The sequence below is a fragment of the Leifsonia sp. P73 genome (assembly GCF_051059105.1).
GTDB lineage: Bacteria > Actinomycetota > Actinomycetes > Actinomycetales > Microbacteriaceae > Leifsonia.
This window is the reverse complement of the sequence record NZ_CP194931.1, coordinates 1,574,341-1,587,757: the sequence shown is the minus strand read 5'-3', so window position 1 is coordinate 1,587,757 and position 13,417 is coordinate 1,574,341. Positions and strand designations below refer to the sequence as shown.

7 protein-coding genes are annotated in these 13,417 nt (G+C 67.4%); all 7 read left to right on the top strand.

From position 1 onward, the window contains the following. Positions 1–224 precede the first annotated feature (224 nt). A complete protein-coding gene (rpoB, locus tag ACQ86L_RS08065; RefSeq protein ID WP_434318405.1) occupies positions 225–3,722 on the top strand; it encodes a DNA-directed RNA polymerase subunit beta in 3,498 nt (1,165 codons plus the stop codon). A gap of 50 nt (positions 3,723–3,772) precedes the next feature. Then, on the top strand, positions 3,773–7,648 hold the full coding sequence (gene rpoC, locus ACQ86L_RS08060) for a DNA-directed RNA polymerase subunit beta' (RefSeq protein ID WP_434318404.1): 3,876 nt from the start codon (positions 3,773–3,775) through the stop codon (positions 7,646–7,648). A gap of 90 nt (positions 7,649–7,738) precedes the next feature. After that, a complete protein-coding gene (locus tag ACQ86L_RS08055; RefSeq protein ID WP_434318403.1) occupies positions 7,739–7,969 on the top strand; it encodes a hypothetical protein in 231 nt (76 codons plus the stop codon). Between the two features lie 166 nt (positions 7,970–8,135). After that, on the top strand, positions 8,136–9,803 hold the full coding sequence (locus ACQ86L_RS08050) for a GspE/PulE family protein (protein WP_434318402.1): 1,668 nt from the start codon (positions 8,136–8,138) through the stop codon (positions 9,801–9,803). Positions 9,804–9,812: 9 nt separating this feature from the next. Continuing rightward, entirely contained in the window at positions 9,813–11,525 is a 1,713-nt protein-coding gene (locus tag ACQ86L_RS08045; protein WP_434318401.1) for a PilT/PilU family type 4a pilus ATPase, read from the top strand. Further along, entirely contained in the window at positions 11,525–12,748 is a 1,224-nt protein-coding gene (locus ACQ86L_RS08040) for a type II secretion system F family protein (RefSeq protein WP_434318400.1), read from the top strand. Before ACQ86L_RS08045 ends, ACQ86L_RS08040 begins: the two co-directional genes overlap by 1 nt. Before the next feature lie 224 nt (positions 12,749–12,972). Beyond that, positions 12,973–13,383, top strand: a complete 411-nt coding sequence (locus tag ACQ86L_RS08035) for a type IV pilin protein (RefSeq protein ID WP_434318399.1) — start codon at positions 12,973–12,975, stop codon at positions 13,381–13,383. Positions 13,384–13,417: the final 34 nt, after the last annotated feature.

The window sequence follows — 13,417 nt, the reverse complement described above, 5'->3', positions numbered from 1 at the left end:
GACTGGACACGGCGCGTCAGTTTGACATATAGTGGTTCTTTGCGCTCCCACGCACACCCTTGCCTTCATATTGCGGTCGGCTCTGACTTCCCTCGCGCGCGTCTGGGCCCGGTTCATCGGGTCAGATACGGCGGCACGAGACGTGTCTGGGAGTCCTCGTCCCTCACAACACCACATCTCGACCGACAGTAACTGGCCCGACGGGGCCCACGGAGGTTATTTCCTTGGCTGCTGCGCGCAACGCAACCAACACTGACAAGACACCCAAGAACGGACGAGCCGCATCTCGTCTTTCGTTCGCCAAGATCACGGACACCCTCACGGTTCCCGATCTGCTCGCATTGCAGACGGAGAGCTTCGACTGGCTGGTCGGAAACGACGCGTGGAAGGAACGCGTCGCCGAGGCCGAGGCCCAGGGTCGCCAGGATCTGCCCGCCAACACGGGCCTCGAGGAGATCTTCGAGGAGATCTCGCCCATCGAGGACCTCGGCGAGACCATGCAGCTCTCCTTCACCAACCCGTTCCTCGAGGAGAAGAAGTACTCGATCGACGAGTGCAAGGAGAAGGGCAAGACCTATTCGGCCCCGCTCTACGTCGAGGCCGAGTTCATGAACCACCTCACCGGTGAGATCAAGACCCAGACGGTCTTCATGGGCGACTTCCCGCTCATGACCGAGAAGGGCACCTTCATCATCAACGGCACCGAGCGTGTCGTCGTCTCGCAGCTCGTCCGCTCGCCGGGCGTCTACTTCGAGGCCGCCGCCGACAAGACCTCCGACAAGGACATCTACTCGGCGCGCATCATCCCGAGCCGCGGAGCGTGGCTCGAGTTCGAGATCGACAAGCGCGACCAGGTCGGTGTCCGCATCGACCGCAAGCGCAAGCAGTCGGTCACCGTGTTCCTGAAGGCCCTCGGCCTCACCAGCGAGGAGATCCTCGCCGAGTTCGCCGGCTTCCAGTCGATCGAGCTGACCCTGGAGAAGGACGCCATCCTCACCAAGGAGGAGGCGCTGAAGGACATCTACCGCAAGCTGCGTCCGGGCGAGCAGGTCGCCGCCGAGGCCGCGCGTGCGCTGCTGGACAACTTCTACTTCAACCCGAAGCGCTACGACCTCGCCAAGGTCGGCCGTTACAAGATCAACCGCAAGCTCGGCCTCGAGGCCCCGCTGTCGGACTCGGTGCTGACCGTCCAGGACATCATCGCGACGATCAAGTACCTGGTCTCCCTGCACGACGGCCAGACCACGTTCAAGGGCCTCCGCAACGGCACCGAGACGCAGATCCGTCTCGACACCGACGACATCGACCACTTCGGCAACCGTCGTATCCGCGCCGTCGGCGAGCTCATCCAGAACCAGGTCCGCACCGGTCTCTCCCGCATGGAGCGCGTCGTCCGCGAGCGCATGACCACGCAGGACATCGAGGCGATCACCCCGCAGACCCTGATCAACGTGCGACCCGTCGTCGCCGCGATCAAGGAGTTCTTCGGCACCTCGCAGCTCTCGCAGTTCATGGACCAGAACAACCCGCTCGCGGGCCTGACCCACAAGCGCCGCCTGTCGGCGCTGGGCCCGGGTGGTCTGAGCCGTGAGCGCGCGGGCGTCGAGGTCCGTGACGTCCACCCGTCGCACTACGGCCGCATGTGCCCGATCGAGACGCCGGAAGGCCCGAACATCGGTCTGATCGGCTCGCTCGCGTCGTTCGCGCGGATCAACTCCTTCGGCTTCATCGAGACGCCGTACCGCAAGGTCGTCGAGGGCCGGGTCACCGACCAGATCGACTACCTCACCGCCTCCGAGGAGGACGACTTCGTCGTCGCGCAGGCCAACGCCCCGCTCGACCCGAGCGGCCACTTCACCGAGGAGCGCGTGCTCGCCCGTCAGAAGGGCGGCGAGGTCGACCTGATCCCCGCCGACGAGATCGGCTACATGGACGTCTCCCCGCGCCAGATGGTGTCGGTCGGTACGTCGCTGATCCCGTTCCTCGAGCACGACGACGCCAACCGAGCCCTCATGGGTGCGAACATGCAGCGCCAGGCGGTGCCGCTGCTCCGCTCGGAGAGCCCGGTCGTCGGAACCGGTATGGAGGGCTATGCGGCCATCGACGCCGGTGACGTGGTCACCGCGGAGAAGTCCGGTGTGGTCACCGAGGTGTCGGCCGACGCCGTCACCGTCCAGGCCGACGACGGCACGATCAAGTCCTACTACCTGCGCAAGTTCGACCGCTCCAACCAGGGCACGTCGTACAACCACCGCGTGGTCGTGGACGAGGGCGACCGCATCGAGGCCGGGGAGGTCGTCGCCGACGGCCCCGCGACCGAGAACGGCGAGCTCGCGCTCGGCAAGAACCTGCTCGTGGCGTTCATGCCGTGGGAGGGCCACAACTTCGAGGACGCGATCATCCTCAGCCAGAACCTGGTGAAGGACGACACCCTCTCCTCGATCCACATCGAGGAGTACGAGGTCGACGCCCGCGACACCAAGCTCGGCAAGGAGGAGATCACTCGCGACCTCCCGAACGTCAGCCCGGACCTCCTGGCCGACCTCGACGAGCGCGGCATCATCCGCATCGGCGCCGAGGTGCGCCCCGGCGACATCCTCGTCGGCAAGGTCACGCCGAAGGGCGAGACCGAGCTGTCGGCCGAGGAGCGCCTGCTCCGCGCGATCTTCAACGAGAAGAGCCGCGAGGTGCGCGACACCTCCCTCAAGGTCCCGCACGGCGAGGAGGGCACCATCATCGGTGTCAAGGTCTTCGACGCGCAGGACGGCGACGACGAGCTCGGCTCCGGCGTGAACCAGCGCGTGGTGGTCTACATCGCCCAGAAGCGCAAGATCACCGCGGGCGACAAGCTCGCCGGCCGTCACGGCAACAAGGGCGTCATCTCCAAGATCCTCCCGGTCGAGGACATGCCGTTCCTCGCGGACGGGACGCCGGTCGACGTCATCCTCAACCCGCTTGGTGTCCCCGGACGAATGAACTTCGGCCAGGTCCTGGAGATCCACCTCGGCTGGATCGCCAAGAACGGCTGGGAGATCAAGGGCAAGCCCAAGTGGGCTGCCGAGCTCCCCGAGGCCGCGTTCAGCGCCGCTCCCAACACCAAGGTCGCGACCCCGGTGTTCGACGGTGCGAAGGAGGAGGAGATCGCCGGCCTGCTCGACGCCACCCTCCCGACCCGCGACGGCGACCGCCTGATCGGATCGTCCGGCAAGACGCAGCTCTTCGACGGCCGCTCCGGCGAGCCCTACCCGGACCCGGTGTCGGTCGGCTACATGTACATCCTGAAGCTGCACCACCTGGTCGACGACAAGATCCACGCGCGTTCGACCGGCCCGTACTCGATGATCACCCAGCAGCCGCTCGGTGGTAAGGCGCAGTTCGGTGGCCAGCGCTTCGGTGAGATGGAGGTGTGGGCCCTCGAGGCCTATGGAGCCGCGTACGCGCTCCAGGAGCTCCTGACCATCAAGTCGGATGACATCCTCGGCCGCGTCAAGGTCTACGAGGCCATCGTCAAGGGTGAGAACATCCAGGAGCCGGGCATCCCGGAGTCCTTCAAGGTCCTCATCAAGGAGATGCAGTCGCTCTGCCTGAACGTGGAGGTCCTCTCGGCCGACGGCCAGGCGGTCAGCCTGCGCGACGCCGACGACGAGGCCTTCCGCGCTGCGGAGGAGCTCGGCATCAACATCTCCTCCCGGTTCGAGTCCTCGTCCATCGACGAGATCTGACCCGGTAGCCAGACCCACCTGACGAATCTTCTATAGGAGAGAGTGAAACATTGCTCGACGCAACAACTTTCGATGAGCTGCGTATCGGCCTGGCCACCGCTGACGACATCCGTCGCTGGAGCTACGGCGAGGTCAAGAAGCCCGAGACGATCAACTACCGCACGCTGAAGCCCGAGAAGGACGGCCTGTTCGGAGAGCAGATCTTCGGCCCGTCCCGCGACTGGGAGTGCTCGTGCGGCAAGTACAAGCGCGTCCGGTTCAAGGGCATCGTGTGCGAGCGCTGCGGCGTGGAGGTCACCAAGTCCTCCGTCCGCCGTGAGCGCATGGGCCACATCGAGCTCGCCGCGCCGGTCACGCACATCTGGTACTTCAAGGGTGTGCCCAGCCGCCTCGGCTACCTGCTCGACATGGCGCCGAAGGACCTCGAGAAGGTCATCTACTTCGCCGCCTACATGGTGATCGAGGTCGACGAGGACGGCCGTCACGCCGACCTCCCGGGCCTCGAGAACGAGCTGCGCCTGGAGATCAAGACGCTGGCCGACCAGCGCGACGCCCGCGTCGCCGACCGTCTGCAGCGCCTGGAGACCGATCTCGCCGCCCTCGAGGAGGAAGGTGCCAAGGCCGACCAGAAGCGTCGCGTCAAGGACACCTCCGAGAAGGAGATGGGCCAGATCCGCAAGTCCTACGACGAGGACATCGCCCGCCTGGAGCGCGTGTGGGAGTCGTTCCGCACCCTCAAGGTCGGCGACCTCAAGCCGGAGGACGCGGACTTCAACGAGCTCGTCGACCGCTACGGCCTGTACTTCGAGGCGTTCATGGGCGCCGAGGCGATCAAGCGCCGCCTGCAGGCGTTCGACCTGACCGCCGAGGCCGAGCTGCTCCGCGAGCAGATCGCCAACGGCAAGGGCCAGAAGAAGATCCGCGCCATCAAGCGCCTGCGCGTGGTGTCGTCGTTCCTGGCGACCGGCAACTCGCCGGCCGCGATGGTCCTGGACGTCGTCCCGGTCATCCCGCCGGAGCTGCGCCCGATGGTCCAGCTCGACGGTGGCCGCTTCGCGACCTCCGACCTGAACGACCTGTACCGTCGCGTGATCAACCGCAACAACCGTCTCCGCCGCCTGCTCGACCTCGGCGCCCCCGAGATCATCGTGAACAACGAGAAGCGCATGCTCCAGGAGGCCGTCGACGCGCTGTTCGACAACGGCCGCCGCGGCCGCCCGGTCACGGGCACCGGCAACCGCGCGCTCAAGTCCCTCAGCGACATGCTGAAGGGCAAGCAGGGCCGGTTCCGCCAGAACCTGCTCGGCAAGCGCGTGGACTACTCGGGCCGTTCGGTCATCATCGTGGGTCCGCAGCTCAAGCTGCACCAGTGCGGTCTGCCCAAGCAGATGGCGCTGGAGCTGTTCAAGCCGTTCGTGATCAAGCGCCTGATCGACCTGAGCCACGCTCAGAACATCAAGGCCGCCAAGCGCATGGTGGAGCGTTCGCGCCCGCAGGTCTGGGACGTCCTCGAGGAGATCATCCGCGAGCGCCCGGTCCTCCTGAACCGCGCTCCCACCCTGCACCGTCTCGGCATCCAGGCCTTCGAGCCGCAGCTCGTCGAGGGCAAGGCCATCCAGCTCCACCCGCTGGTGTGCGCCGCCTTCAACGCGGACTTCGACGGCGACCAGATGGCCGTGCACCTGCCCCTGTCGGTGGAGGCCCAGGCCGAGGCCCGCATCCTGATGCTCGCCTCGAACAACATCCTGAAGCCGTCCGACGGCCGCCCGGTCACCCTGCCCTCGCAGGACATGATCATCGGTCTGCACCACCTCACCACCGTCCGTGAGGGCGCCGTGGGCGAGGGTCGCGCGTTCTCCTCGGTCTCCGAGGCGATCCTCGCGAAGGACCAGGGCTCGCTGCACCTCAACGCCAAGGTGAAGATCCGCCTCGACAACTACGTGCCGTCGGACGCCGCCGACACGGGTGCCGAGCCGATCACCGCGATCGTGGAGACCACCCTCGGCCGCGCCCTCTTCAACGAGGCGCTGCCGGCGGACTACCCGTACGTGGAGGAGGTCGCCGACAAGGGCCAGATCTCGTCGATCGTCAACGCCCTGGCCGAGCGCTACCCCAAGGTGGAGGTCGCCGCGGCGCTCGACCGGATCAAGGACGCCGGCTTCTACTGGGGCACCCGCTCGGGCGTCACGGTGTCGCTGAGCGACATCCTGACCCCGCCAAACAAGGCGCAGATCGTGGCCGGCTACGAGAAGAAGGCCGCGAAGATCACAGCGGAGTTCGAGAAGGGTCTCACGACCGACCTCGAGCGTCGCCAGGAGCTGGTGAAGATCTGGACCGAGGCGACCAACGAGGTGGCCGAGGCCATGCGCGCCAACTTCCCGGTCGACAACACCATCAACCGCATGGTCACCTCGGGCGCCCGTGGTAACTGGCTGCAGGTGCGCAACATCGCCGGTATGCGTGGTCTGGTGAACAACCCGAAGGGTGAGATCATCCCCCGTCCGATCATCTCCTCGTACCGCGAGGGTCTGTCGGTGGCGGAGTACTTCATCGCGACGCACGGTGCCCGTAAGGGTCTGGCCGACACGGCCCTCCGTACGGCGGACTCGGGCTACCTGACCCGTCGTCTGGTGGACGTCTCGCAGGATGTCATCATCCGCGAGGACGACTGCGGCACGACCAAGGGCCTCGACCTCCCGATCGCCACCGCCGACGCCGAGGGCGTGCTCACGCGCGACCCGAACGTCGAGAACTCGGTGTTCGCCCGCACGCTCGCGGCCGACGCCGTGGGCTCGAACGGCGACGTCGTGGCGAAGGCCGGCGAGGACGTGGGCGACGTGCTCATCGACAAGCTGGTGGCCGCCGGCGTGACCGACATCAAGGTCCGCTCGGTGCTCACCTGCGAGTCGGCGGTCGGCGTCTGCGCCGCCTGCTACGGCCGCTCGCTCGCGACCGGCAAGCTCGTGGACATCGGCGAGGCGGTCGGCATCATCGCCGCCCAGTCGATCGGTGAGCCCGGAACGCAGCTGACGATGCGTACCTTCCACACCGGTGGTTCGGCCTCCGCGGACGACATCACCCAGGGTCTGCCGCGCGTGCAGGAGCTGTTCGAGGCGCGTACCCCCAAGGGCGCGTCCCCGATCGCCGAGGCCGCCGGCCGCATCGTCATCGAGGAGACGGACAAGTCCCGCAAGGTCATCCTGACCCCGGACAACGGCGACGAGCCGCACGTCTACCCGGTGCTGAAGCGCTCGACCCTCCTGGTGGAGGACGGCCAGCGCGTCGAGCTCGGCCAGCAGCTGATCGTGGGAACGGTCGACCCGAAGGAGGTCCTCCGGGTCAAGGGCGTCCGCGAGGTGCAGAAGCACCTGGTGGGCGGCGTCCAGGGCGTCTACCGCTCGCAGGGCGTGCCGATCCACGACAAGCACATCGAGGTCATCGTCCGTCAGATGCTCCGCAAGGTCACCGTCGTCGACCACGGCGACACCGACCTGCTCCCGGGCGAGCTCGTCGACCGGTCGAAGTACAACGAGATCAACCGCGCTGCGCTGACCGAGGGCAAGAAGACGGCGTCCGCCCGTCAGGAGGTCATGGGTATCACCAAGGCCTCGCTGGCGACCGAGTCGTGGCTGTCGGCCGCGTCCTTCCAGGAGACCACCCGCGTCCTGACGCAGGCGGCCATGGAGGGCAAGTCCGACCCGCTGATCGGTCTCAAGGAGAACGTCATCATCGGTAAGCTCATCCCGGCCGGCACGGGCCTGTCCCGCTACCGGAACGTCTCGGTGGAGGCGACGGAGGAGGCCAAGGCGGAGCGGTACCCCAACCGCATCTTCGCCGACGACTCCGCGTTCAGCGAGAACGACCTGAGCTTCGTCGACTTCGACAGCTTCAGCTCGGACGACTACACCCCGGGCACCTACAACTGAGCGTGTAGGTAGTCCGTACCACGAAGGCCCCCGGCGCTTGCCGGGGGCCTTCGTCGTTGGTGGCCTCCCGGGTACGGGACAATAGAACCCGTGTGGAGACAGCTGCTGCAGTACACCGACACGGTCGGCCGTTCGATGGTCGGCTTCGCCGCGGTGGCGCTCGTCGTCGCCCTGGTGAGCTTCACGGTCGGCATCGTGCAGGCCGTCTCCGGGCACGCCGCCGGCACCCTCCCGTTCTGGATGACGACGATGGGCTGCGCCGTGCTGGCCGGCGTCCTCGTCTACCTCGCGAGCCGCCGAGGCGACCTCCGGCGCCGCTGAGAAGCGCTGTCCCCCGTTGATGGGGCACCCGCAAGCGGGACTGTTGAGCGAGCCTCAGCGGAAGTTAGGGTGACAAGGCTTCGCCCCGCCCGGAGTCTCGCCCGGGGGACGGCGACGCTCTGCCGGTGACCCGACGCCGGCAGGCCTGCTATCCGAGGAGGTCCCCGTGGCGTCCATGACAGAGATCCTCATCCTTCACGGCCACCTGCCCATCGAGTACTTGGACTCGGTGAGCGAGCCCGCGTCGGAGGAGTCCGTCGTGCGCGAACTGGTCGAGCGCGGTGCCATCACACCGCTGCAGCTCGCGCGCGCCCGCGCGGCCCAGGCCGGCGCGCCCTTCGTCGAGCTCGTGGACTACCCCGTCGACCGTGCCGCCGTCGCGCTGGTGAACGGGGCGATCTGCAAGCGGCACAATGTTCTGCCGGTCGGTTTCGCCGACGGAGCGCTTCTCCTCGCGATGGCCGAGCCGGGCGACGTCTTCGCCATCGACGACGTGCGGACCGCCGCGCGGATGCCGATCGAGGTCGTCGTCGCCGAGCCGCTGGACCTTCTGGCCGCCATCGAGCGCCACATCCGGGCGGACGACGAGCTCAACGACCTCTCGACCACCTTCGAGGAGGAGACCGGGTCCGACCAGGACCTGTCGCCGTCGGTGGAGGACTCGCCCGAGGACGAGGCGCCGATCGTCCGGTTCGTGAACCTCATCGTCAGCCAGGCCATCCAGGACCGCGCCTCCGACATCCACATCGAGCCGGGCGAGGACAACCTGCGCGTGCGGTACCGGATCGACGGAGTGCTGCACGAGATGCAGAGCGCGCCGAAGTCCGTGCAGAACGGCGTCATCTCCCGCCTGAAGATCATGAGCGACATCAACATCGCCGAGCGCAGGAAGCCGCAGGACGGCCGCATGTCGGTGGTCCACGGCGGGCGCCAGATCGACTTGCGCGTCGCGACCCTCCCCACCGTGTGGGGCGAGAAGGTCGTCATGCGAATCCTGGACAACACCAACACGTCGCTCACGCTCCGGGACCTCAGCCTGCTCGACCGCAACCTCGAGACCTTCCGGAACGCCTACACCAAGCCGTATGGCATGATCCTGGTCACCGGCCCGACCGGTTCGGGGAAGTCGACCACGCTCTACACGACGCTGAACGCCGTGTCGAAGCCCGAGATCAACGTGATCACGGTCGAGGACCCGGTCGAGTACCGGATGGCGGGGATCAACCAGGTTCAGGTGAACCCGAAGGCGGGCCTCACGTTCGCCAGCGCGCTGCGCAGCATCCTCCGCAGCGACCCGGACGTCGTGCTCCTCGGCGAGATCCGCGACCACGAGACCGCCCAGATCGCCATCGAGGCGTCGCTGACCGGCCACCTGGTGCTTTCGACGCTGCACACCAACGACGCGCCCAGCGCCGTCACGCGCCTGACCGAGATGGACATCGAGCCGTTCCTCGTCGGCTCGGCGCTCGACTGCGTGGTCGCCCAGCGCCTCGCCCGACGGCTCTGCGAGCGCTGCAAGCAGCCGATCGCCTACGACCCCGACGATCTCCGCCGGCTGCGATTCCCTGTGAGCCCCGACGCCGAGGCGCCGACGATGTTCGGCCCTGTCGGCTGCACGGCGTGCTCGAACACGGGCTACCGGGGCCGGCTCGCGGTGCACGAGGTGATGGCGGTGACCGAGGAGATCGAACGCCTCACCGTCGAGCGCGCGTCGAGCGCCGAGATCGGGCGGGCGGCACGGGAGCAGGGGATGCTCACACTTCGCGAGGACGGGTGGGAGAAGGTCAAGCTCGGCCTGACCTCCGTCGACGAGATCATTCGAGTGGTGGCCTAGGAGGCGCACATGGCAACGGATCCGACGAACGACGGCTGGAGCGTGGACAAGGCGGCAGAGGGCCGCCCGATCTACGAGATCCCCGTGACACCGCCCGAGGCGCCCGGCTGGGCACGCCCGGTGTCCGGCGCGTTCGACGCGTTCGCGGAGCCGCTCCCGAGCTCGTTCCTGCCGTCCGAGCCTGCGCAGCCGGCCCCGGAGCCCGTGTACGAGCAGCCTGCGCCGACGTACGAGTACACGCGGACCACGGCGTACGAGTTCGCGCCGGCCGTGCCGGAGCAGCCGGCGTACGTCGCGCCGGTCAGCGGCTACGAGCCGCCGGCGTATGAGCCGCCGGTGCCGACCTACCAGCCTCCCGCGGCGGCGCACGAACCGCCGGCGTACGAACCTCCCGCATCGCCCGCCCCGGCCGCGACCTACGCGCCTCCGACGACCGCGCCGGCCGCGTCCTACGCGCCTCCGACGACCCCACCGGTGCACACGGTTCCGTCGCCAGTCGCAGCTCCCTCCATCGAGGAGGACGAGGACGACCTGCATACCCTTACCCCGGCCGAGCGCGAGGCCCTGGGAGCCGCCGACCAGGAGCTCGTCGCCGCTCTGCGCGCCGTCGTCGCGGCCCGGGCCTCCGACCTCCACGTCACGGTGGGCTCTCCGCCGATGATCCGTGTGGACGGGTCTCTGACCCCCGCCGGAGCCAGTGCGCCGTGGGGCCACGAGCGCACCAGGGAGGCGCTGTTCAGTCTCCTCGACGAGCGGCAGGAGGCCACCTTCGAGCGCGAGCTGGAGCTGGACTTCGCGTTCACCATCTCGGCCAACTCCCGCTTCCGTGTGAACCTGTACCAGCAGCGCGGCGCGGTGGGCGCGGCGTTCCGTCTCATCCCGACCGAGATCAAGGGCCTCGCCGAGCTCGGCGTCCCGGAGAGCGTGTCGCACCTCGCGCAGCTCCCGCGTGGCCTCGTCCTGGTCACCGGACCGACCGGTTCGGGCAAGTCGACCACCCTCGCCGCCCTCATCGACCTGGTCAACTCCACGCGGGCCGACCACATCGTGACGGTCGAGGACCCGATCGAGTTCATGCACGTCCACAAGAAGTCGATCGTGAACCAGCGCGAGGTCGGCCACGACACGCACTCCTTCGGCAACGCCCTCAAGCACGTGCTGCGCCAGGACCCCGACGTCATCCTGATCGGCGAGCTCCGCGACCTGGAGACCATCTCCGTCGCGCTGACCGCCGCCGAGACCGGCCACCTGGTGTTCGCGACCCTGCACACCCAAGACGCGCCGCAGACCATCGACCGCGTCATCGACGTGTTCCCGCCGCACCAGCAGCAGCAGGTGCGCGCCCAGCTCGCCGCGACGCTCCAGGGCGTGATCTGCCAGACGCTGGTCAAGAAGGCCTCCGGACGGGGCCGCGCGGTCGCCACCGAGGTGCTCATCATGACCCCGGCCATCGCGAACCTGATCCGCGAGGGCAAGACGTACCAGATCGGCTCGATGATGCAGGCGGGCCGCGGCTCGGGCATGCATACGATGGACCAGCACCTGGCCGACCTGGTCAACAGCGGCACGATCACGCACGCGGCGGCGAACGAGAAGGCGCACGACGCCGAGGGTCTCAAGAGGCTCATCCAGCGTGTCGAGTCCCCCACCGACCATGCAGCCCGCGCCTTCGCCGCGAGCGGACCCGACTACGGCGACTCCTACTCCCGGGTGGTGCGCTGATGGCCAACGTGACGGCGTACGCGTACCGCGGCCGGGACGCCACCGGCAAGATCGTCAAGGGCCGGGTCGACGCCTCGAGCGAGTCCGCCGTCGCGTCACGGCTGCGAACGATGGGCCTCTCGCCCGTCAGCATCGCGGAGGCCGACGCGACCGGTCTGAACCGGGAGATCAACCTCAGCTTCGGTTCCGGCGTCAAGCTCAAGGACCTGGCCATCATGAGCCGCCAGATGAGCACGATGATCGGCGCCGGCCTGTCGCTGCTCAAGACGCTCAATGTCTTGTCCGAGCAGACCGACAACAAGAAGCTGGCGAAGATCCTGGTCGACGTCACGGAACAGGTCGAGGCAGGCACCGCCCTGTCCGAGTCCTTCCGGAAGTATCACGACGTCTTCCCGCCGCTCATGGTCAACATGGTCCGCGCGGGCGAGACCGGCGGCTTCCTGGACGGGGCGCTCGACTCGGTCGCTACCAACTTCGAGAAGGAGGTCGCGCTCCGCGGAACGATCAAGTCGGCGCTGACCTACCCCGTGATCGTGCTGATCATGTCGGTGCTCGCCGTCGTCGGGATGCTGCTGTTCATCGTCCCGGTCTTCGACAACATGTTCAAGACCCTCGGCGGCCAGCTCCCACTGCCCACCGAGATCCTCGTGGTGCTCTCGCACGCGATGGTCTGGCTCGGCCCGCTGCTGCTCGTGCTCGGGATCGCCGCTGCCTGGTGGTGGTCGAAGAACAAGAACGAGGAGCGGGTCAGGCGCGTCGTCGACCCGATCAAGCTCAAGACGCCGGTCTTCGGAAAGCTCCTCACCAAGATCGCCATCGCGCGCTTCAGCCGGAACTTCGCGAACATGATCGGCGCCGGCGTACCCATCCTGCAGGCCATCCGGATCGTGGGGGAGACCAGCGGCAACTGGGTCATAGAACGCGCATTGCTGGCCGTGGCGGACTCCGTCCGCCAGGGCGAGTCGATTTCGCGTCCGCTGCTCGACCATCCGGTGTTCCCCTCGATGGTCACCCAGATGATCGCCGTGGGCGAGGACTCCGGCTCGCTGGAGACCATGCTGGAGAAGATCGCCGAGTTCTACGACCAGGAGGTCCAGGCGGCGACGGAGCAGCTCACCGCCATGATCGAGCCGCTCATGATCGCCTTCCTCGGCGTCGTGATCGGCGGCATGGTGATCGCCCTGTACATGCCGATCTTCCAGATCTCCAGCCTCATCAAGTAGCTCGGCGCACGGCGTACCTCACACGGGTCACGTGCGCTACCGGCGCGCCATCAATATTCAAGAATGCCCCCTCGGTTTGGGGACATGATCAGGCGTTAAACCCCCCACACAAGGGATTCTGGGGGCACTTTGCGGCCCCATAACATCATCAGCGAGCGGGGCACCTCCTCCGCCCACCCCGCATCATTCCCGACCGAATGGACACTGCAATGTACTTCCGAATCATGGGCAAACTGAACCGCCGCCGCCAGGGTCTCCTCGAGGAGAACGAGAAGGGCTTCACGCTCATCGAGCTGCTCGTGGTCGTGATCATCATCGGCATCCTCGCCGCGATCGCGATCCCGGTGTACCTGGGCATCCAGAACAACGCCAAGGACAGCGCGACCAAGTCCGACCTGACCAACCTCAAGACCGGCGTGGTCGCCACCCAGACGACGAACAACGGCACGCTGCCGGCCACGCAGGCGGCGGCTAACATCGCGACCACCGTGGGTGGTACCACGAACGTCATCTACAAGCCTGGCGCGGGCGCGTCGCCCACCACCTTCTGCATCCAGGGGACGAGCGGCTCGGGCCAGGTCTTCGTGATCACCGACTCCACCTCGGCCACCGCACAGAGCGCCGGCTGCCCGTAAGCAGCGCTCCCGGGTGGGTCGGCAATATCTGCCG